Origin of the sequence: Shinella sp. WSD5-1 (assembly GCF_963942435.1) — a bacterium.
GTDB lineage: Bacteria > Pseudomonadota > Alphaproteobacteria > Rhizobiales > Rhizobiaceae > Shinella > Shinella yambaruensis.
The window spans coordinates 40,567-61,761 of sequence record NZ_OZ012605.1 but is presented as its reverse complement, the minus strand read 5'-3'; the positions used below and the strand labels follow the sequence as shown (position 1 = coordinate 61,761).

At 64.4% G+C, this 21,195-nt stretch carries 22 protein-coding genes and 1 pseudogene; 19 read left to right on the top strand and 4 right to left on the bottom strand.

Features of this window, described 5'->3' with window-relative positions; genetic code table 11:
- Positions 1–93: 93 nt before the first annotated feature.
- The 3 genes from repA to repC all read left to right on the top strand — a co-directional run bounded on the left by repA (position 94) and on the right by repC (position 3,787).
- On the top strand, positions 94–1,356 hold the full coding sequence (gene repA, locus AABQ55_RS35795) for a plasmid partitioning protein RepA (protein WP_263194979.1): 1,263 nt from the start codon (positions 94–96) through the stop codon (positions 1,354–1,356).
- Positions 1,353–2,372 (top strand): plasmid partitioning protein RepB, encoded by a 1,020-nt coding sequence (gene repB, locus AABQ55_RS35790; protein ID WP_272809452.1) that lies wholly within the window; start codon positions 1,353–1,355, stop codon positions 2,370–2,372. Before repA ends, repB begins: the two co-directional genes overlap by 4 nt.
- 200 nt (positions 2,373–2,572) lie before the next feature.
- The gene (gene repC / locus AABQ55_RS35785) at positions 2,573–3,787 is read left to right on the top strand and encodes a plasmid replication protein RepC (RefSeq protein ID WP_272809453.1); all 1,215 of its coding nucleotides are present in this window, start codon (positions 2,573–2,575) and stop codon (positions 3,785–3,787) included.
- A 155-nt stretch (positions 3,788–3,942) separates the two neighbouring features.
- Here the strand turns inward: repC and AABQ55_RS35780 are convergent, their stop codons facing one another.
- The 4 genes from AABQ55_RS35780 to AABQ55_RS35765 all read right to left on the bottom strand — a co-directional run bounded on the left by AABQ55_RS35780 (position 3,943) and on the right by AABQ55_RS35765 (position 7,373).
- Positions 3,943–4,260, bottom strand: coding sequence for a hypothetical protein (locus AABQ55_RS35780; RefSeq protein ID WP_272809454.1), 318 nt, complete (start codon positions 4,258–4,260; stop codon positions 3,943–3,945).
- 326 nt (positions 4,261–4,586) lie between these two features.
- On the bottom strand, positions 4,587–5,699 hold the full coding sequence (locus AABQ55_RS35775; protein ID WP_272809455.1) for a tyrosine-type recombinase/integrase: 1,113 nt from the start codon (positions 5,697–5,699) through the stop codon (positions 4,587–4,589).
- Between the two features lie 169 nt (positions 5,700–5,868).
- Complete coding sequence (locus tag AABQ55_RS35770; protein ID WP_272809456.1) at positions 5,869–6,651, bottom strand: pyrroline-5-carboxylate reductase; 783 nt, start codon at positions 6,649–6,651, stop codon at positions 5,869–5,871.
- A 2-nt stretch (positions 6,652–6,653) separates the two neighbouring features.
- Positions 6,654–7,373 (bottom strand): GntR family transcriptional regulator, encoded by a 720-nt coding sequence (locus AABQ55_RS35765; protein WP_272809457.1) that lies wholly within the window; start codon positions 7,371–7,373, stop codon positions 6,654–6,656.
- Between the two features lie 234 nt (positions 7,374–7,607).
- On the opposite strand from AABQ55_RS35765, the pseudogene AABQ55_RS35760 reads away from it, so the two are divergent.
- The 16 genes and pseudogenes from AABQ55_RS35760 to AABQ55_RS35685 all read left to right on the top strand — a co-directional run.
- Positions 7,608–7,882, top strand: a pseudogene (locus AABQ55_RS35760) (amino acid ABC transporter permease); the annotation flags it as partial.
- 33 nt (positions 7,883–7,915) lie between these two features.
- The gene (gene dapA / locus AABQ55_RS35755; protein WP_272809459.1) at positions 7,916–8,794 is read left to right on the top strand and encodes a 4-hydroxy-tetrahydrodipicolinate synthase; all 879 of its coding nucleotides are present in this window, start codon (positions 7,916–7,918) and stop codon (positions 8,792–8,794) included.
- 63 nt (positions 8,795–8,857) lie between these two features.
- Complete coding sequence (locus AABQ55_RS35750; protein ID WP_272809460.1) at positions 8,858–10,090, top strand: NAD(P)/FAD-dependent oxidoreductase; 1,233 nt, start codon at positions 8,858–8,860, stop codon at positions 10,088–10,090.
- A 36-nt stretch (positions 10,091–10,126) separates the two neighbouring features.
- Positions 10,127–11,596, top strand: a complete 1,470-nt coding sequence (locus AABQ55_RS35745) for an aldehyde dehydrogenase family protein (RefSeq protein ID WP_272809461.1) — start codon at positions 10,127–10,129, stop codon at positions 11,594–11,596.
- Positions 11,581–12,624, top strand: coding sequence for a proline racemase family protein (locus AABQ55_RS35740; protein WP_443021332.1), 1,044 nt, complete (start codon positions 11,581–11,583; stop codon positions 12,622–12,624). Before AABQ55_RS35745 ends, AABQ55_RS35740 begins: the two co-directional genes overlap by 16 nt.
- Positions 12,621–13,373, top strand: a complete 753-nt coding sequence (locus AABQ55_RS35735; protein ID WP_272809462.1) for an SDR family NAD(P)-dependent oxidoreductase — start codon at positions 12,621–12,623, stop codon at positions 13,371–13,373. The genes AABQ55_RS35740 and AABQ55_RS35735 overlap by 4 nt, the downstream gene beginning before the upstream one ends.
- 5 nt (positions 13,374–13,378) lie before the next feature.
- A complete protein-coding gene (locus AABQ55_RS35730; protein ID WP_272809463.1) occupies positions 13,379–14,131 on the top strand; it encodes an SDR family NAD(P)-dependent oxidoreductase in 753 nt (250 codons plus the stop codon).
- 274 nt (positions 14,132–14,405) lie between these two features.
- Positions 14,406–15,365: an ABC transporter substrate-binding protein gene (locus AABQ55_RS35725; RefSeq protein WP_272809464.1), complete on the top strand. Its 960-nt coding sequence runs from the start codon at positions 14,406–14,408 to the stop codon at positions 15,363–15,365.
- Between the two features lie 46 nt (positions 15,366–15,411).
- The gene (locus AABQ55_RS35720) at positions 15,412–16,395 is read left to right on the top strand and encodes an ABC transporter permease (RefSeq protein ID WP_272809465.1); all 984 of its coding nucleotides are present in this window, start codon (positions 15,412–15,414) and stop codon (positions 16,393–16,395) included.
- The gene (locus AABQ55_RS35715) at positions 16,395–17,153 is read left to right on the top strand and encodes an ATP-binding cassette domain-containing protein (protein WP_272809466.1); all 759 of its coding nucleotides are present in this window, start codon (positions 16,395–16,397) and stop codon (positions 17,151–17,153) included. Before AABQ55_RS35720 ends, AABQ55_RS35715 begins: the two co-directional genes overlap by 1 nt.
- Positions 17,154–17,166: 13 nt before the next feature.
- A complete protein-coding gene (locus tag AABQ55_RS35710; protein WP_272809467.1) occupies positions 17,167–17,826 on the top strand; it encodes an orotidine 5'-phosphate decarboxylase / HUMPS family protein in 660 nt (219 codons plus the stop codon).
- The gene (locus AABQ55_RS35705; RefSeq protein WP_244770470.1) at positions 17,811–18,317 is read left to right on the top strand and encodes an SIS domain-containing protein; all 507 of its coding nucleotides are present in this window, start codon (positions 17,811–17,813) and stop codon (positions 18,315–18,317) included. The genes AABQ55_RS35710 and AABQ55_RS35705 overlap by 16 nt, the downstream gene beginning before the upstream one ends.
- A gap of 7 nt (positions 18,318–18,324) precedes the next feature.
- Positions 18,325–19,206: a PfkB family carbohydrate kinase gene (locus AABQ55_RS35700; protein WP_272809468.1), complete on the top strand. Its 882-nt coding sequence runs from the start codon at positions 18,325–18,327 to the stop codon at positions 19,204–19,206.
- Between the two features lie 121 nt (positions 19,207–19,327).
- Positions 19,328–20,362 carry a LacI family DNA-binding transcriptional regulator gene (locus tag AABQ55_RS35695; protein WP_272809469.1) on the top strand — a complete coding sequence of 345 codons (1,035 nt, stop codon included), beginning with the start codon at positions 19,328–19,330 and terminating at the stop codon, positions 20,360–20,362.
- Positions 20,363–20,576: 214 nt separating this feature from the next.
- The gene (locus tag AABQ55_RS35690; protein WP_272809470.1) at positions 20,577–20,777 is read left to right on the top strand and encodes a hypothetical protein; all 201 of its coding nucleotides are present in this window, start codon (positions 20,577–20,579) and stop codon (positions 20,775–20,777) included.
- Between the two features lie 58 nt (positions 20,778–20,835).
- The gene (locus AABQ55_RS35685) at positions 20,836–21,129 is read left to right on the top strand and encodes a hypothetical protein (RefSeq protein ID WP_272809471.1); all 294 of its coding nucleotides are present in this window, start codon (positions 20,836–20,838) and stop codon (positions 21,127–21,129) included.
- Positions 21,130–21,195: the final 66 nt, after the last annotated feature.

Here is a 21,195-nt window from a genome sequence, read left to right as displayed (position 1 = left end):
ATTCTTAAAGGTGCCCGGCTGGTCCCGTTAACCTTTTGTTAACCCTAAACTTCTGGACGGTCCGGGAGAATCGTGTTCTATCTTTGGCGGGCAATGGCCGGCAAACCGGCTGAAGGCCGCCAAGAGGAACACATGGCGATAGCAGATCGAGCAGAACCAATTTTTGGCGCCAAGGAAGATGCCGGCGGCAAGATCATGCGTCATGCCGGGCTTCTGTCGGCACAATTGCAGCAACTCAGAACGCGCATGTACCCTCCGAAGTCGGAGAAGACCCTTCGATCGTTTTTGACAAACGAAGTGTCGAAGCTCACATCCATACCCGATTCCACCCTGAAGCTCATGTCCACCGAAGGGCGCGGACCGGTCCCGAGCAGGCTCGAGAACAACCACCGCGTCTATACCCTGGCTCAGATCAATGAGCTTCGCGAGCTGTTCGCGCGGCAGAAGCCCGCGGAAGCGCTGCGGTTTCTTCCTCGCCGCCGCCCTGGAGAGCATCTCCAGGTCATCGCGATCGCGAATTTCAAGGGTGGCAGTGCGAAAACGACGACCTGCGTCCACCTTTCCCACTATCTGGCGCTCAAGGGTTATCGCGTTCTCGCGCTGGACCTGGATCCGCAGGCGTCCTTGTCCGCGATGTTCGGTTCCCAGCCCGAGGTGGATGTCGGTTCGAACGAGACGATCTATGCTGCCTTGCGCTATGACGATGCCGAGCGGCGCCCGATCCGCGAGGTCATTCGCAAGACATATTTCGAAGGGATCGACCTTGTTCCAGGCAATCTGGAGGTCATGGAATACGAGCATGAAACGCCCCGTGTCCTGGCAAACAAGTCGGGTTCGGGTGCGATTTTCTTCGAGAGGCTGAAGCTCGCCCTTGCGGAGGTCGATGCAGACTATGATGTCGTCATCCTGGACACGCCGCCGTCGCTCGGCTTTCTGACCTTGAGTGCCATTTACGCGGCGACCAGCATGATCATCACCGTGCACCCGGCCATGCTGGACGTCGCATCGATGAGCCAGTTCCTCCTGATGATGGGCGACCTCATCAGCGTCTTGAATGAAAGCGGCGCTCAGCTGGATCAGGATTTCATCCGCTACCTGGTCACCCGCCATGATCCGAATGACGCACCGCAGTCGCAGGTCGTCGCGATGCTGCGCCATATGTTCGGCACCGATGTGCTCCTGCCGACAGCCATCGAGAGCACGGCGGTCGAAGCGGCCGGCCTGGCAAAACGTTCGCTATACGAGCTCGAAATGGGCCAGATCGGGCGAGACACCCACAAGCGGGCGCGGGAAGCGGTCGATGCCGTCAACGAGGCGATTGTGCGCCTTATCAATGACAGCTGGGGGCGGACATGAGCAAGTCATCCCGCAAATCGATCGTGGCCAGTTTCGGCCTGCTTTCGGCAGAGCTGGAGAACAAGCTCGCAGACGACGGGCAGCCGGCGCCTGCGGCTTCGACGCAACGCGTCGGTGCCGGCGTCATCGGCGCGGCTCACAGGGCGATCGACGATATCCGCTCGGAACGGGACCGACTGAAGGCCCTTGTGGAGTCGGGCGGAGGGGCCGTTCGGGATCTGGATGCCGCGCTGATCGACCCCTCCCCCTACCCTGACAGGTTGCCGGACGATGACGCGGCGAACTTCGAGGCGTTCAAGCGCTCGATCGAGAGCGAGGGGCAGCAGGTTCCCATTCAGGTCCGCAAGCACCCTTCTGCCGCCGGCCGCTATCAGATCGTCTACGGGCATCGGCGCTGGCTTGCCGCCAGGCAGCTCGGCAAACCCGTTCGCGCCATCGAAGTGGAGATCTCGGATCTCGATCTGGTTCTCGCGCAAGGCATCGAGAATGCCAGCCGCCAGGACCTGACATGGATCGAGCGCGCGCTTTTTGCTTCACGCATGGATGATGCGGGCATAAAGGCGCGGCACATCTATGCAGCGCTTTCGATCGAAGACGCCGAACTTGCGAGGATGCGGAGCGTCTGCCGCGCGCTGCCGGCCGACATCATCGCGGCGATCGGGCGGGCGCCGAAAATCGGCCGGCCGCGCTGGCTCGACCTCGCGAAGACCGTGGCGGGTGACGGGCAGGCTCTCGACACCATTCGGGCAGCTCTTTCGAGCGAGGCCGACGCCCCCCAGACATCCGACCAGAAATTCCAGCGGGCGCTGGACGCGGTGAAACCGGCTGCCCCGGGAAAAACCACCGGGGCGACTGCAATCGCGGATGCGAGCGGCAGAAAGCTGGGCGCGGTGACCGCTTCCGCGAGGGAGGTCCGGATTTCTGCGGAGGGCGCTTTCGGAACCGCGTTCCTGAAATTCGTGCAGGCCGAGTTGCCAAGCCTTGCCGAGCGATTTGCTCGTCTGCGGGACGAGTGACAACCCTGACAGCTGTCAGGGTTCCAGATAACGAGAAAGGAAGCACAGCAAAAGAAAAAGGCCCCCAAAACGTTGCCGTCGTGGAAGCCCCTCTCTGATTTAGCACCTCGAGAATCGCATTTCCACGAATCGTAGTCAAGAGTCTTTGGCGCCATTTTGGGCGAGCGGCTTTCTTTTGCCTTTTGCAAGGGTGAAGGAAGATGCAGAGTGGATATGTGACGACGCCTTTCGGGCGGCGGCCGATGACCCTTGCGCTGGTGCGCCGGCAATTGGCGACGGCCGAGATCAGGCCGGGCAAAACTGCGGACAAATGGAAGATCTTCCGGGATGCCTCGGAGGCGAGGGAATTGCTGGGCCTGCAAGACAGAAGCCTGGCCGTGCTGGATGCGCTCCTGAGCTTCTATCCGGAGAACGAATTGCGCCAGGAGGCGCAACTCATCGTCTTCCCGTCGAATGCGCAGCTGGCGCTGCGGGCGCACGGCATCGCAGGGGCGACCCTCAGGCGGCATCTCGGTCTGCTCGTCGACGCCGGTTTGATCGTGCGGAAGGATAGCGCGAACGGCAAGCGCTATGCCCGCAAGGACAAGGCCGGAGACATCGAGACCGCGTTCGGCTTCGATATCTCGCCGCTCCTGTCACGCGCCGAAGAGTTGGCCATGCTGGCGCAGCAGGTTGTTTCGGACCGCCTGGCTTTTCGCCGCATTAAGGAGAACCTGACGATCTGCCGGCGTGATGTGCGCAAGCTGATCTCCGCCGCGATGGAGGAGGGGGCTCCAGGCGATTGGAATACGGTGGAGGAGACCTATGCCGGCATTCTCGCGCGGCTGCCCCGCGCACCGACCAAGGGCGAGGTTGGGGCAGCTCTGGACGAAATGGAGCTCTTGCGCGGCGAGATCGTCAACATCCTGGAAAGACAGGAGAATGAGAAGAATAAAAGCACCAATGCTGCTCATGATGAGCGCCATATACAGAATTCAAAATCCGAATCCACATATGAACTTGAACCTAGCTCTAAAAAAGAGCTGGGGGCGATGCCGGGAAATGATCATGCAGCGCCGAGGGTGCCGATCCGCAATTTCCCGCTTGGTATGGTTCTGCGGGCATGCCCTGACATCGGCCTGTACGGGCCCAGCGGCAAAATCGATGGTTGGCGAGACCTGATGTCGGCTGCCGTGGTGGTGCGGTCGATGTTGGGCATCAGTCCTTCGGCCTACCAGGAGGCTTGTGAGGTGATGGGCGCGGAAAACGCGGCCGTGGCGGTTGCTTGCATCCTCGAGCGGGCAGGACACATCAATTCTCCGGGGGGATATCTTCGAGATCTGACGCGCCGGGCGGAACGGGGCGAGTTTTCGCTGGGGCCGGCGCTTATGGCCTTGCTTCGGGGGCAGAGCGCAAACGACAGAAGCGTTGGATAACAAGGAGGGTGGAAAAACCCTGACAGCTGTCAGGGTTTTGAGATGCGATCTGCGATGTCTACGCCGGCTTCATTGCGGCTTGGCGGGCGGAAATGCCAGCCTCCGGGACGACCGCGGCATCTGATGGCAAGGAACCAAAAAAACTCTTGGCGAGCCTATTTCTGATGGCGTAGGTTGCCGAGTTCCACGTCAAGGCGATTGTATGCGGCCTGCACCATATCGATATCGTTGAGGTGGCTGGCGACGGCCAATTCGATCATCACATTGGCGACCGCAGCGTCAACCCTCGGGCGCGGGGTATCGTGATGGGCGTAGAGAAGCGCATCCAACGTCGCATCGTTGCCGCCAAGGACGAAGTAGAGGTCCAGCGCGCTCTTGAGAAATGGGATGCACCGATCAGACGGCGACTGGGAAGCCAGGTCACCTTCCTCCTGCGCCGCCAGCGTGACCGCCTTGTTCTGCAGTTCGCTCATCTTGATGTCCTGTTGCCGCCGCGTTCCGTATCGGATTCCCGAGAATCTATCCTGACGAACCTCACCCGGACCTTGTGCGCCGGTTTGGTAATGTTGACGGGCGTAGCTGTGCCGCCTGTCTCTTTCTCCGCTCTGGTGGAGCAGCAAAGGGGACGCGATTTCATCGCCGCCCAGTACGAGCCGGTCATCCTCACCCTTCACGTCGCAGCTGCTGCTGCGGGATCGCTTCGTGCTCAAAACCCGTCAGAACAAACGCGCCATGACCACCCCATCCTAACGGGAGTCACAGCGCACTCCAGAGCGGAAGCTTTTTGGGGGCAGGTGACCTAAAGCCCGGCGGCCTTAGTGAGGTTGACGCGGAAGCGGTCTCGGCGGCGCTGGTAGCGGCGGGTCATCTCGGCCGAGGCGTGGCCGAGATGCTTCTGGACATGGCGCTCGTCGACCTCGGCCGAGGAGGCGAGCCCGGCGCGCAGCGAGTGGCCGGCGAAGGCCTGCATCCGCTCGGCCTCCGGCAGGTCACCGCGCACCCCGGCGCAAAGCGCCGCCTTCTTGACGAGGCGCGCCACCTCCTGGTCGTTGAGCCGGTCCGGACCGACGGCCTTGCCCCGGCCCGTCACGCGGCGGAAGAGGGGGCCGCGGGCGATCTTGGCAAAGCGGATCCAGGTTTCCAGCGCGGCGACGGGACAGGTGGCATCGGAGGAACCTCGGCCGATCTCGACCTCGCGCCAGCCCGTCTTGCCGCGCAGCGTCACCAGCGCGCCCTTGTCGAAGATCTCGATCCAGCCGCGTCCGTCCTCGCTCTGGTCGCGGCCAAGGTCGAGGCCGACGATCTCCGAACGGCGCAGGCCCCCGGCAAAGCCGACGAGCAGCATGGCCCGGTCGCGCAGGCCCCGCAGCGTGCCGCGGTCGAGCGTCTCCAGCATGGCGATGAGGTCCTCGGGAAGCAGGGCCTCCTTCTGGCGCGGCGGGGCGGCATGGCGGTTGCGGATGCCGGCCATGACCGTGGCGATGGCGCGGTCCTTGCGGTCGAGGGGCTGGCCGCGCTGCGCGCAGTTCCAGCCGATCGCGGCAAGGCGCCGCTCGATGGTGGAGACGGTCTTCGGCTTGCCGCCGCGCTCTGCCGTGCCGGAGGCGCAGGCGGTGATGTAGAGGCCGACGACCTGCGGGTCGGCAGGGAAGGGGGAAACGTTCTGCCGGCGGCACCAGGCGGAAAAGTGCTTCCAGTCGGAGGCGTAGGCCTTTCGCGTGTTGGCGGCGCTGGCGGCCTCGACATAGGATCGGGCGCGTTCGGTGAGGTCCCGCAGGTGGGCCGGCAGGGCAGGGGAGGCGGACGGCGCGGCAACGGCGGTGGCCATGCCGTCGACGGCCGGTGCGCTGTGCGGCGGTGCAGAGGTCTGCGGAGGATGAAGGTCGCTATTGCGGTCGTCGATTCGGCTCATTGCTTCATAATGAATATAACGAGCGATAAGGCAACGTTATCCGGCACAACGACGATAGGACGGATTGTGCGGTTTATCTGATCGGGAATGCAAAAACCGCACGCTTGGAGCAGTTTCGCCACTGTCGCTCTCTAAGTACGAACTTGCGCAAAAGCCCCCTCGTACATACTCACCTTGTTATCCGGTTGAGCACTCGATCCAGCGCCAGCCTCAAAGCATCCGAGCCGCCCTTGCCGTCGAAGTCCTGAAAAACCTGCTCGTTCAGGCCGCCCTTGGTGGCAAATTCGCGACTCATCTCGATGAACGTGACGTCTTTGCCGGCAAGAAGCGCGGTTTCGGAAAGGCCGGCGAAGAGCGGGGCGAGATAGGCGCGGCCCTTCTCTTCCGGCAGGCCGTTTTCCGCGAGCCATTCCGTCGTGCGGTGCATGAGGCCGAAATAGGTCGCCATAAGGGCGCTCGCGGCGGCAAGCAGGTCATATTCCGCTTTGCTCTCGCATTCGACCGCATTGCCAAGCACGCCGAAGATGGCCGCCGTATCCGCATCCGGCGGGTAGACGGCGGTGACGCCCTTGCGCCGCGCGACGAAGGGCAGGGGGATCGCCTGCGACAGGCGGACATCCGCGCCGATCCAATCGAGGAGGGCGGGACGGCTCGTCGCGGCGATGACGCTGATCACACTCTGGCCGTCTCGGAACGTGAGGGGGCGGATGACCTCTTCCGCAATCTGCGGGCGGATCGCCAGCACGACGGTGTCGCAGCCGTCGACGATCGCTTGGTTGTGAGCGGAGACGAGCATCTGCGGGAAGTCGGCGGCGAGCGCCGCGGAAATGTCCGCGCTGCGTTGAGACACCATGACATGCGGCACGGCGGCGGGTTTTGCGAGCAGGCCGCGCACCATGACGTCGGTGATCGCGCCGGTTCCGATGAAGCCGATCTTTTGGGGCAGGGACATGGCTATTCTGCCGCGGCAAGAGAACCGAAGGACACCTCGGTCGTATAGTTTTCACGCAGGAACGCGATGAAATTGTCCTGGAACTGCCGGGTATGGGCGTGGGCCAACTCGTCGGCCAGCTCGACATTCTTGGTGCGGATCGCCTCCAGCATCAGCTCGTGCTCGTCCGTCAGCAGATAACCGTCGCCGGTGCGTTCCAGATATTCGAAGTGCAGGTGCAGCATGCGCTGGCCCTGGTTGAGGAGCCGTTCGTAGAAAGAAGCGAGATAGGCGTTCTTTCCGGCATAGGCGACGGCCATGTGGAACTGCTTGTTGGCCTCCGACATCTTCAGGTGCTGGCCGGTCTTCACCGCCGCCTCGAACTCCTTCTGGCGTTTGGCGATGATCTTCAGGTCCGCTTCCGTGCGCAGCGCCGCCGCAAGGCGCGTGTTCATGCGCTGGGCGACATCCAGAGCCTCGACATATTTCGGAAAGCTCGCCACCTCGATCGGCGCGACGATGGTGCTGCGGTTGGAGAGCGTCACCACCAGCTCTTCGCCGGCGAGCCGGATCAACGCTTCGCGGATCGGCGAGCGGGACATGTCGAAACGTTCGGCAAGTGTCGTCTCGTCGAGCAGCTGGCCGGGCGGCAGGATGAGCGCCAGGATTTCGGTACGCAGCGTGTCGTACACGCTCTTCGAGCCCATGCCACGCACGCGTTTCGCTTCAATTTCCTCAGACACTTAACGTTCCTTTCCGCATTTCGTGCCCATTGGGCCAGAAAATCAGCGTCGCAGCAATCGTAAAATATCCGCTTGACTTTGTCGACACGGAGGCGACATAGTTCATAAAGTCGACATCAAGACGACAGGGAAGGGCTGTGGAAAACCGGCCGAAGCCGACGGGAACCGCGCTTTCAGCGTTCAAGATTGGGGAAATGCACATGCCTCGAATGTGATGATGTCCACTCTGCGGGCGATGCCAGCATGGCGCCGGGGCTTTCTGCCTTCGCGTGCACGACGAGCGCCGTTCTTCCGCAGGCCGTGCTGCGCGCGGCACCGACGCTCTTGTCCAATTGCGTCGGCCTCTTCAAGGAAAGCGCGCTCTCGGCGGTCAGACCATTTCCAACACCACGGCCCGCACCATCGAGGTGCTGACCACCGTCGCCCTTGTCTGCTTCGCCATCGCCTTCCCGCTGACGCGCGCCGTCACGGTCATTGAACAATGCATCCTCAAGCGGCTGGCCGCCTGACGCGCCCACCCCGATCCTCGAATGGAGACTCTCATGAAACTCTCAGGCGTCATGCCCGCCCTCGTCACCCCCTTCGATGCCAATGGCCGTGTCGATTTCAAGGCCTTCGAAAAGCTGTTCGCGCATCTGCGCGAGGCCGGAGTGACCGGCTGGGTGCCGAACGGCTCGACCGGTGAATATTTCAGCCAGTCGACGGAGGAACGCCGCGATGTTCTCCAGTTCGTCAAGGACTTCGCCAGGTCGGGCGAAACCCTGATCGCCGGCACCAATGCACCAGCCACGCGCGAGGTCATCGAGCAGACCGCCATGGCAAGGGACATCGGCTACGACACGGTCCTGCTCGCGCCGCCCTTCTACACCCGCCCGACCCAGGCCGAGCTCATCAGGCACTACGAGACCGTGCTCGCTGCCGTCGACGTCAATCTCGTGCTTTACAGCTATCCTGCCAAGGACGGATCGGACATCAGCTTCGAACTGATGGATCACTTCGCCGACAATGCGCGCGTCATCGGCATCAAGGAGAGTTCGGGCGTGCTGCAACGCGCGATCGATATCGCCAGCCGCTACGAGGGCAGGATCCAGCTCGTCTCTGGTTCTGACGACATCGCGCTCGACTTCATGTTCTGGGGCGCGGAGAGCTGGATATGCGGTCCGGCAAACTGCATGGCCAAGGCCTGCTGCGATCTCGACCGGGTCTACAGGTCGGGGGATCTCGGCAAGGCTCGTGAGATGATGAAGACCCTTTACCGGGCGATGAACATCCTCGAATCCGGCAAGTTCGTCCAGAAGATCAAGTACGGCTGCGAATTGCAGGGCCTGCCGGTCGGCGAATGCCGCGCGCCTCTCGGCCCGCTGACGGACGAGGAAAAGGCCGAGTTCCGTGCGGCCATGCAGCCGATCCTGGCCTGGTAAGCCGGCGCGGCCAGGCGGATGGACCGTCCGGCCAACGTGGAGCCTGACGGAGCGAGGATACGCATGACCACCGTGGTTGTCGGCGCAGGGATCATCGGCACGGCCATCGCCTACGAACTGCAAAAGCGCGGCCGGCCGGTCGTTCTCCTCGACAGGGACGAGGTCGGGCGCGGCGCGTCCTACGGCAACATGGCCTCGATTGCCGTGACCGAGTTCATGCCGGCCTCGCGCCCCTCGATCTGGCGGCAGATTCCGGGCTGGATGCTCGATCCGGAGGGGCCGGTGCGTATTCGCCCTGGCTATTTGCCGAAGCTCCTTCCCTGGTTCTTGCGTTTCGTCGCCGCCTCGCGGCCGGGCAAGCTGCGACGTCTCGAAGCCGAGGGTGCGGTTCTGTGCAGGCGCGTCTATGACGACCTCTTGCCCCTGCTGCGGGAAACGGGACTGGAAGGCGAGTTGACGGAAGAGGGCTGCCTTTCACTCTACAGCGACGAGGCGGAGTTCCGTGCCGACCGCGAGCATATCGAAATCCTGGAGCGCTTCGGCTTCCCGCACCGGCGGCTGACGGGCGCGGAGGCGCGTGAACTGGAACCGGAACTGTCGGGCAGCATCGGCATCGCCGTGCTCTTCCCCCAGAACCGCAGCCTGCGCGACCCGTTTCGTCTGGTGAACAGACTTGCGCAGCGCTTCGCCGCGCTCGGTGGTGAAATCCGGCGCGGCGCGGTGGCGGGCTTCGAGCGGTCCGGCCGCATCGCCGCCGTGCGGCTTGCGGACGGCGGTCGCATCGTCGCCGATGAGGTTGTGATCTCGGCAGGCGCCTATAGCGGTCTGCTCTCGAAAATGCTGGGAGAACCGATGCCGCTGGAGACCGAGCGCGGCTATCATACGCAGATCATGTCGCCGGGTATTTCCATGCGCCATTCGATCATCTGGCCGGCCCGGGCGTTCATGGTCACGCCGACGGTGGGCGGCATCCGTGTCGGCGGGACGGTGGAAATGGCGGGCCTTGATGCCGCGCCCGACTACCGCCGCTCGAAGGTGACCGTGCGCCGGGCGCAGTCGGCGTTGCCGAACCTGCGCTGCGAGAAATTTTCCGAATGGATGGGCCATCGCCCCGCCTTTCCCGATACTGTGCCGGTCATGTCGGCTTCGGCAAGGACGCCGGGCGTCTTCTATGCCACCGGCCACGGCCATCTGGGCGTCACCTATGCTGCGACGACCGCGCGCCTGATGGGCGACTTCATCACCGGTGCAACGCCGCCCGTCGACATGCATCCCTATCGGGTCGACCGCTTCTGACGGCGGCCGATCAAACTTATCCCATGTGAGGACACCATGCAGAACAAGCTTTTCATCGATGGCCAATGGGTCGCTCCGGCCGACGGAACCATGCTCCCGGTGATCGACCCGGCAACCGAAGAGGTCTTCCACCACATCGCCGCCGCCGGCGCGGCGGAGGCCGAGGCGGCCGTGAAGGCGGCCCGCGAGGCCTTCGACAACGGACCCTGGCCGCGCCTTTCCGGCAAGGAACGCGCAAAATACCTCCGCGCCATGGCGCAGGGCATCCGTGACCGGCTGCCGGAACTGGCGCGCATGGAGACCCGCGACAACGGCAAGCCGCTTGCCGAATCCGAATGGGACCTGGCGGATGCCGCCGGCTGCTTCGATTTCTATGCCGATCTTGCCGAGGAGCTGGATGGCGAGGTGGAAGAGGTGAAGCTGGCGGATGCGCGCTTCGTCTCCAAGGCCGTGCGCGAGCCGCTCGGCGTCGCCGTCGCCATCGTCCCCTGGAATTACCCGCTGCTCATGGCCTCGTGGAAGGTCGCGCCGGCGCTTGCGGCCGGCTGCACGGTGATCCTGAAACCCGCCGAAACCACCTCGCTGACGGCGCTGGAGCTCGGCGTCATCGCCGAGGCCGCCGGCCTTCCGAAGGGTGTTCTGAACATCCTTTCCGGCAAGGGTTCGGTCGTCGGCCAGGCGCTGGTCGAGCATCCCGCCGTCGACAAGCTCGCCTTTACCGGCTCGGGGCCGGTCGGCGCGCGCATCATGGCCGCCGGCGCGAAGGACATCAAGCGCGTCAGCCTGGAACTCGGCGGCAAGTCGCCTTTCGTCGTCTTCGCCGACAGCGATATCGAGAAGGCCGTCGAATGGATCATGTTCGGCATCTTCTGGAACCAGGGCCAGGTCTGCTCGGCCACGTCGCGGGTTCTGGTTGAGGCCCCGCTCTATCCCAAGCTGCTGGAACGGCTGGTGGAGGAAGCGGGGAAGATCACGATCGGCAACGGCCTCGACGCCGGCACGCTCCTTGGCCCGCTCGTCAACAAGGGCCAGTACGAGGATGTGCTTCGCCATATCGACCGCGCCGTCGAACAAGGGGCGACCGTCGCCTGTGGCGGCCGGCATGACGGTTTCGACAAGGGCTTCTGGGTTGCCCCGACGATCCTCACCGGCATGGCGCTCGACAGCGATGCCTGGGTGGAGGAGATCTTCGGCCCGGTCGTCTGCATCCGCCCCTTCGAGACGGAGGACGAGGCGGTCCGCCTTGCCAACGATTCGCGCTTCGGCCTCGCCGCCGCGGTCATGTCGGCGGACGATGAACGCTGCGAGCGCGTCGCGGCCGCCTTCCGCGCCGGCATCGTCTGGATCAACTGCTCGCAGCCGACCTTCACCGAGGCGCCCTGGGGCGGCTACAAGCAGTCCGGCATCGGCCGCGAACTCGGCCGCTGGGGCCTCGACAACTATCTGGAGACCAAGCAGATCACCCGCCTCGTCAGCGACGAGCCTTGGGGATGGTACCTGAAGTGACCTTCGACAAGGCGCTCGATATCCTGCTCGTCCATTGCCAGGGCGAAAGCGGCAATGTGCTCGTCGATGGTGCGCCCGATATTCCGGGCGCGACCATCCTCGACAAGATGAACCACCTCAATGAGGTGGACCCGTCGCTGCGTCTCTTCCTGACGCGCGAGCCACGGGCGCAGGTCGTCCACACGACGAACCTGCTCCTGCCGCCGGCCCGGTCGGATGCCGATGCCGCCTTCATCGTGCTGCAGCCGGACCGCGCCCATCCGATGTCGGGTTCCAACTGCATCTGCGTGGTGACGGCGCTGCTGGAAACCGGCCGTGTCGCGATGACGGAGCCGGAAACGGTCGTCCGGCTGGATACGGCAGCCGGGTTGATCGTCGCCCGTGCACGATGCGAGAACGGCCGCTGCCTGTCGGTCAGCCTCGACAATGTACCGGCCTTCGTCCAGCAGCTCGATATCGTGATCGATACGCCGAAATGGGGCCGGATCACCGGCGACATTGCCTTCGGCGGCGTCTTCTATGCCCAGATCGACGTGGGTCGGGTGGGATTGCGCATCGTGCCGGAGGCGGCCCGGGCTCTGGCCGAAGCGGGTACGGAGATCAAGGCGCTGCTGGCCAGACAGGTGGCGGTGAACCACCCGGAGATTCCCGGCCTCACCGAGATCGCCTATGTGATGTTCCGCGACTACCAGCCCGACGGCTCCGTCGTCACCTGCACGACGCTGAAGCCGGGCCGGGTGGATCGCTCCCCCTGCGGCACGGGCTCCTCGGCCAACCTCGCGATCCTGCACGCGCGGGGACAGGCCAAAACCGGCGACAAGCGGGTTTCGCGCAGCATCATCGGCGGAACCTTCACGGCGGAAATCCTGGGTGAGACGACGGTCGCCGGTCGTGTCGCGGTGCTGCCGCGCATCACCGGCCAGGGCTACGTCTTCGGCCGCCAGCAGCTGCGGCTCGATGCGCAGGATCCTTTTGCCCGGGGATTTGCCATGTCGGACACCTGGGGTCCGCAAGTGGGGGAATTATGAAGCTCTCCGGGCAATCCATCCTCGTGACCGGCGCGACGGGTGCCATCGGGCAGGCCATCTGCCATGCCCTCGTGGCGGGCGGAGCCAATGTCGTCGTGCACTATGGCCGCAACCGCGACGCTGCAGAGGCACTCGTGAAGAGGCTCGATGGCAGGGGCTCGTGCGTGTCAGCCGATCTGTCGGATCCGGCCGGACCGCAGGCCTTGTGGGATCGGGCCCTGGCCGTTGCCGGCCGGCTGACGGGCCTGGTCAACAATGCGGGCATCCGCTCAGAGGTCGCGATCGATGCGCCCATGGAGGAATGGCAGCGCGTCTGGGCGCGCGAGATGCGGGTCAACTTCCTGTCGGCCGTCGATCTGTCGAAGCTTGCCATTCAGCATTTTCGTGCGCATGGCGGCGGTCGGATCGTCAACATGGCGAGCCGGGCCGGCCAGCGCGGCTACACCTCCGGCGCCATGGCCTATGGCGCCTCGAAGGCCGCCCTGATCAACCTTACCAAGTCCATCGCGCAGAGCCATGGGCATGAAGGCGTTACCGCGGTCGCGCTGGCGCCCGGCTGGGTGCGCACCGAAATGGCCGAAGCCTATATCGCCGAGCACGGCGAAGCCGCGGCTCTGGCCAGCATTCCGATCGCCCGGATGGCCGCGCCGGAGGAGATCGGCGAGATCACCGCCTTTGCCTTCCGTCCCTCACAGGCCTCGCTCAACGGCGCCGTGCTGGATGTGAACGGCGGCAGCTATATGAGGTAAGTCCCATGCGCTTCAGGAACAGGATTGTCATCGTCACCGGCGCCGCCGGCGGGATCGGAGCTGCGATCAGCGCCCGCTTCGCCGCCGAGGGGGCCACGGTCATCGTCACAGACATGAACGGCGAAGGCGCGGAAGCGACCGTCGCTGAGATCGCGGCCAAAGGTGGCAGCGCGCGTGCGCTGGCCAGTGATATCTCGACGGCCGAAGGCTGCGGGGCGATCGTCGAGAATGTCATCGCCAGGGAAGGGCGCATTGATGTGCTCTGCAACAATGCCGGTATCAACCAGCGCGGCAATCTCTTGTCGCTGACGCCGGAGGACTGGCGGGTGAGCTTCGCGGTCAATGTCGATGCGATGTTCCACCTGTGCCAGGCGGCGCTGCCGCACATGATCGCGGCCGGCGGCGGCGCCATCGTCAACACGGCTTCCCAATGGGGGCTTCATCCGGCGCCGAACCACATCGCCTACAATGTGACGAAGGCGGCGGTGGCGAGCTTCACGCAGAACCTTGCCCGCGACTATGCGCCGGACAGGATCCGCGTCAATGCCGTCTGCCCTGGTGAAATTCACACACCCATGCTGGAGGCGGGCGTGAAGCGCTCCGGGCGTACCATCGCTGATCTCGACAGGCTTGTGCCGTTCGGCCGCATCGGCAAGCCCGAGGAAGTCGCCGCTCTCGTCGCCTTTCTGGCATCCGATGAGGCGGCCTTCATGTGCGGCTCGCTGGTGGAGATTACGGGCGCGCAAGCGGTAGCCTGACCGGAAGCGGACCGAAGACCTTCGCCGCTGAGACCGATCGGATCGGCGGCTCATCCCTTCAAGACCGTGTATGTGCGAGTTGACGATGGCGCGGATATGCCCGGTATCCTCAGCTCCATCCCTCTCCAAAGAGGCTTGGGACAGGAATCTCGGCGGCCCTTCCATAGTGAAGGCTATTCCGACTTCATGAGATCGATCTCTTTTTCGGTTGACAGGCCGATAAAGCATGATATCTCTCGATGAGATCGATCTCATTTTCACGGAGGAGAGAAAAATGAGCCGCATCCGTCGCATGGTGATTGCTGCAGCCGTATCCGTGCTTGCCATTGGCGTGCACGCCGCAAATGCACAGGATAAGCTGAAGATCGCCTTCATTCCCGGCATTGCTTCCGACCCGTTCTTCCTGGCGATGGAGAAGGGCGCCCGCGCGGCGGCCGACAAGCTCGGCGTCGAACTCGTCTGGCAGGGTAGCGCTTCGGAATACTCGCCGCAGTCTCAGATGCCGTTTGTCGATGCGGCGCTTGCTGACGACATCGATGCGCTCATCCTCGTGCCGACCGATCCGGACTCGCTGCAGCCGGCCGTCGTGCGGGCGGAAGCCGCGGGCATTCCCGTCATCACCGTCGACACGACGGTCTCCGACCAGGCCTATCTGACCGCGCATATCACCGGCGACAATGTCGACGGCGGGCGGCAGGCGGCCAAGACGCTGGCGGAGCAGATCGGCGGCGAGGGCAAGGTCTTCATCATGTCGGGTTCGCCGGGTGCGACGACCAACACGTTGCGCGAACAGGGCTTCCGTGAGGAGTTGGCCTCGAATTTCCCAAAGATCGAGATCGTCGGCCGCGAATATGCCAACAGCCAGCCGGCCAATGCGACCTCCGCCGTCAACACCGTGCTGCTGAACCATCCCGATCTCGCCGGCATCTTCGCGATCGACGGCACGAGCGGTACGGGTACGATCGCCGCACTGCGCAACAACAATGCCGTCGGCAAGGTCAAGCTCGTCGGCTACGACGCCTACAAGGCGCAGGTCGACGCGTTGCAGGAGGGTGTCTTTACCGCGCTCGTCGCCCAGCAGCCTGCCAAGGAAGCCGAGCTGGCCCTCGAATATGCCAAGGCGAAAGTCACCGGCGCGGGGGCCGACAAGATCGAGAAGTCCGTGGTCATTCCGAATGTGGTCATGACCAAGGAGAACTTCGCGGAGACCGGCGCCTCCATGTACTCGGAGTAAGCCGGCGGCTTTCCCCACGTCCCGCGCGGAGATCTACGAAATGGACATGCAAGGAAAGTTGGCCCGCCTGAAGGCGACCGGCCTGCGGCAGGATGTCGTTCTGTTGCTGCTGTTCTGCGTGATGGTGCTTGCGTTCTCGCTTGCCAATCCCCGGTTCTTCTCGATCCGGGCCATGGCGAACATCCTTCAGGATTTTTCGCCCGTCGTCCTGATGGCGATCGGCCAGACCTTCGTCATCGCATCGAGGGGCATCGATCTTTCCGTGGGCTCCGTTCTCGGGCTGGCGGGCGTCTCCATGGCGCTCGTCATCCGCGCGGCGAACGAGGCGGGCCTCGATCCGTGGCTGGCGATCTCGCTGGGGCTGGCGGTCGCGGTAGGCGTCGGCGTCGTGGTCGGGTTGATCAACGGGATCCTGATCACCTATTGCCGGCTCGTGCCCTTCGTCGCGACGCTGGCGACGATGGGCGCGGCGGCCGGCATGAGCCTCGTCCTCACCGGCGGCACGCAGATCGCCGGTGCGCCGAAGGAGGTCATCCTCCTTGGCAACGCCACCTATCTCGGCGCGCTGACCGTGCCCGTCATCGCCGTTTTCGTCATCATCGCGGTCTCCTGGGCCTTCCTGTCCCGGGCGCGGTTCGGCCGCTGGACCTATGCGATCGGCTCCAATCCCTTCGCAGCCCGCGGCGCCGGGATCGATGTCGAGCGGCATCTCATCAAGCTCTATCTGCTGTCCGGTGTCCTGGCGGCGCTTGCCGGCGCGTTCGTCTACTTTCGGCTCGGATCCGGTTCGCCGCTCTCCGGGCGGGGCGGCGAGTTGAATGCCATCGCGGCGGCGGTGATCGGCGGCGTCAGCCTGCTCGGTGGTACCGGCAAGCTGACGGGCGTCGTCATCGGCGCGCTGATCACGACGGCGGTGCTGAGCGGTCTCATCCTGATCGGTGTCCAGCCCAACTGGCAGCAGATCGTCGTGGCAGCGCTCATCGCGCTCGCCGTCGGAATCCAGGGACTTGGCGCCAGGGGAGGCCGCTGATGGAAAACGCTTCCGTTCTCTACGAAGTCCGCGGCGTCGGAAAGCGCTACGGCGGCGTCGTGGCCCTCGTCAATGTCGACTTCACCCTGCGTGCCGGCGAAGTGGTCGGTCTTGTCGGCGACAACGGCGCGGGCAAGTCGACCCTGGTCAAGGTGCTTTCCGGGGCGCACGAGCCGGACAGCGGCGAGATCTACCTCGACGGCCAGCGCCGGGTCTGGAAATCGCCGCACGACGCGCTGGAAGCAGGGGTGGAGACGCTCTACCAGGATTCCGGCATCGCGCCGGACCTCACGGTGGCGGCGAATGTCTTCCTCGGCCGCGAGATCGTGCGAAAGGGCTTTCTCGGCAAACTTGGTTTCCTCGACGAAAAGGCCATGCGCCGCGATGCCCATGCCGAACTCGAGCGTGTCGGCATTGCCGTGCCGGCGAGCGATCGCCCGGTCGCGCGTCTTTCCGGCGGCCAGCGCCAGGCCGTCGCGATCGGCCGGGCCGTGGCCTGGGCGAACAAGGTCATCATCCTCGACGAGCCGACCAACCATCTGGGCGCGCGCCAGGCGGGAGAAGTGCTGGAGATCATCCGCCATGCCCGCGCGAAGGGCTTCGGCGTCATCTTCATCTCCCACACGCTGCCGCATGTGCTCGAGGTGACGGACCGCATCGTCGTGCTGCGCCTCGGCCGGGTGGTCGCGGACGCTCCCTCCTCCTCGTTCACGCCAGACAGCCTGCTGAAGGCGATCACCGGTCTTGGCCAATCCTGAAGGGAACAGCTCAATGCTGCTGCAAGTCGCGCTCGACAAGCCCGAGCATCTCGCAATCCTGCCCGCCCTCACGGGCGTCGCCGACATCATCGAGGTTGGCACCCCGCTTCTCAAGCGCTTCGGCATCGCCGCCATCACGACCGTGCGCGAGATCTGCCCCGGCGTGCCCGTTCTCGCCGATACCAAGACGGTCGACGGCGGTTCGTTCGAGGCGAACATGGTGTTCAGCGCCGGCGCGTCCTTCATGACCGTCCTGTCCTGCGCCTCCTCGGCGACGCATGAGACAGTCGGCAAGTGTGCCACCGCCTTCGGTGCGTCCGTCATCGTCGACACGATCACGGAATCCGGCAAGCCTGTGCTGCTGCCGCCCGATTTCGTTCTGCCGGACGGTTTTGCCTATGTCGCCGTTCATTCGCCGACGGACGCCCGCCTCGCCGGCGACAGCTCGACCGGCCATATCGACGCCGTTGCCGCCATGCACGCGCGCGGCTTCCGCGTCTCGCTCGCCGGAGGGATAGGACCGGCGACGCTGGAATCGGTCATCGCCGTGAAGCCCGAGATTCTCGTCGTCGGCAGCGCCATCACGGAAACGGAAACCCCTGGAAAGGTAGCATCATGGATCAAGGAACGGCTCCCGGAACAAGGCCTTGGCTGGCCGTGGGACAAGAAATAGGCGAACTGCTCGAACGCATCGACCCGCAGGCCTTCGCCGCCGTCGCCGATGCCTTCCGCGAGGAAGGACGCCGGTGGTTCTTCTCCGGCCAGGGGCGCTCGGGGCTTGCCGCCCAGATGGCGGCGATGCGGTTCATGCATCTCGGCAGGCCCGTGCATTTCGTCGGCGAGGTGACGGCACCTTCCGTGCGCAACGGCGACGGCCTGCTGATCATCTCGGGCTCAGGCGAGACGCCTGTCAGCCTCAGCTACGCGAAGATCGCCAAGGCCGAGGGGGCCAGGGTGATAACGCTGACGCACAAGCCCAAGGGGACGCTCGCCGGCATCGCCGACGTCGTCCTGCCGGTTCCCGTGAGCGAGACGAAGCAGTTCGGGGGGAGCCTCTTCGAGCAGGCGTGCCTGCTGCTTCTCGATGCGGTGGTCATGCAACTCGCGTCCGGCATGGCAGACGCCCACGGGACGATGGCCTATCGGCACACCAATCTGCAGTGAGCCTCGCATGCACGTTGTCGTAACCATCGGCGATTGCATCGTCGACGAAGTCCGGGCCGAGGGGCGGGAGCCCGAGCGGTTCGCCGGCGGGGCGGGGCTCAACCTCGCCGCCGGCATCGCACGCCTCGGCCTGACCTCGACGCTTGTCACGCGTGTCGGCCAGGATCGGGACGGATACTATCTCCTGCGTTATGCGCGGGAGCGTGGAATCCGCATCGTCAACACGCCGACGGTGGATCCGACGGGTGTCGTGAGCTCGACCCGGTCGAATGGCGAGCCGAGCTATGCCTTCGCGCCGGCCATGTACCGCCGCCGGATCGCGTTCGGGGTGGAGGCACTGCATGCGCTGTCGAATGCCGCCGCCGCAGTCGTCAACTCGTATCCGCTGGACAACCCCGCATATGCCGACGATCTGGTGCAGGCCCTTTCCGTCGTGCCGGGCCTGCGGATCGCCGATCCCAATCCCCGTCCGCGCTTGATTTCCTCTCTATCCGCCTATCGCCAGGGCTTCGAGACGGTTCTCCGCGTCGCGAACCTCGTGAAGCTCAGCGATGAGGATGTGCAGCTTCTCTATGGAACGGACTGGCCGTCGGTGGGTGAACATCTCTTCGGCATGGGGGTCGAAACCATCCTGTTCTCCCATGGCGCAAACGGAGCGACATTGGTCGACCGGTCGGGCCTTCGTGTCGAGGTTCCGATCGCGAGCAGGCCGGAACCGATCATCGATACGATGGGAGCGGGGGATGCGACGTTGGCAAGCCTCGTTGCGTCCATCCTGCGAGGCGGCCGGCCGGCCGGCGAGGAGGCCTGGCGGGTGTATCTTGCCGACGCGATGATGGTTGCAGCCGCGACGTGCCGGCGGGCGGGCGCCGAGCTGGTCCTTCCATAAATTGTGCGCGTCCTCCGGCCCCGGTTTTCCATGTCGGGGCCAATCCATTATGTGATATCGACAGCCGGTCGAGAAATCGGGACGTGAGATGACGCAGGCACCGAGTGAGAAGGCAGCGAGATTGATCGACGTAGCGCAACGCGCCAAGGTGTCCCGCGCCACGGCCGCCCGCGCCCTCGGCGGCTACGGCCTTGTCACGCAGGCGACCCGCGAACGCGTCATGGCGGCGGCGGCCGAGCTGAACTACCGGGTGAACGAGCTCGCCCGGTCGATGCGATCCGGCCGCTCCCTGACGATCGGCGTCGTCGTTGCCGATATCTCGAACTCGTTCTTCACCAGTGCGATCCGCTCCATCATCGAAACGGCCTCCAAGGCTGGCTACCAGATACTCGTCCTCAACACGGACGACGACCTCGAGCGTGAGCGTGATGCCGTCAGGGTGCTGATCGAGAAGCGTGTCGATGGGCTGATTGTCGTGCCGGCCTCGCAGAACGAGACCGAGCATCTGATCGTTCAAAGCGAGCCGGAAGTACCGGTCGTGCTGCTCGACCGGCGCGTCGATTCGCATGAAATAGACTTCGTCACCACGGACGATCGTGCGGCCGCGGGCGCGGCGGTCCGGCATTTCGCTGCTGCGGGTCACAAGCGGATCGGTTTGCTGGTGGCCACGGCCAGTGTCGAAAAGCACAGCCTGACCATGCCCGCCCATGTGGTCGGCACGGTTCTGGATCGCGTGGAAGGGGCGAGGGCGGCACTTGCCGGGCTGGGATTTGTGACGAAGCCCGAATGGAGCCGCTACTGCCACAGCAGCGTGGAGACCGCACACGAAGCAATGGCCGAGATCCTTTCAGGCCCCGAACCACCGACGGCCATTCTCGCCACGAACGAGGAAATGGCCCTGGGTGCGCTGGGAGCGGCCCAAGAACTCGGATTCCAGGTCCCCGAGGATCTCTCGATCATCGCTTTTGACGATGCCCCATGGGCCGTCGTGTTCCGGCCGCCGCTGTCCGTCGTAAGACGACCGGTCGCCAAGCTCGGCGCGACTGCGGTGGAACTGTTGCTCAAGAAGATCGAGGACGGCTCGTATCGGAATTCTCAGGTCCTGGAGGCAGAGCTCGTCGTTCGGCGCTCGGTGGCCGCGCCACCGGGTCGGTAGGCGCGAAGACTTCGAGCATTTCGTTGCCGGCAAGCGCTTGAGCGCGGGCTGCTCAGATTTAGCCCTTCTGGACGGTAGGCTTGCTGTGTTTAAGCAGCAGGCAAGGCGCGGCTGACGGAGATGGTTGTTTTCGCGCGGTGCCTGGCCCATTCTACAGTCGTCGCGGCAGTAACATGGCCGGCCGGCGGCCGAGGATCGAGGAGGCGATAACGCGATGGGCATCCTGCTCCAAGGCACTGTGGCAGTTGTTTTCTCGATGCTGCTGTTGTTCCTGCTCCTGCTGATCTGGCCGCGCCGCGCGGGCCTTCGCAGGATGTTGGGCGGCGGCAGTGCCGGCGGGTCGAATGCAGGCGCCTTTGGTGCCTCCCCGGATGGTTGCAGCGGCCACGACAGCGGCGGAGGGGACGGGTGCTGAAGCGGGTTCTTCCGCCAGGCCCGTGCGGCTGCCGATGCCCAATCGGACAGAAAGCCCGATGAGACAGCTTTACCATGTCGGTACCTGCACGCTCTGCAGCCAGGGGCGGCTCTGGCTTCAGAAGAACCTGACGACGTCGGCGATCTATGCGCATTGCGAGGAGTGCGAGCAGGGATACCTCTCTCCGGAGGATATCAAAATCGCAGACGGCGGTTTCCTGACCCTGATTGAAGATTATGAAACCGACGATCCAACCGGCGAGGATGTCGAGAATTCGGTATGGGCCAGGGTGGTGACATTTGTGCAGTCCAGCGGCACGGGCGCGGCAACACCGAAAGACCCCTCACGATAAGTCCGCAATACGCACTTGTCCCGCTTCCAGGAAAGCATAGGCCCTAAGTTGGACCTGTTTGCCTTC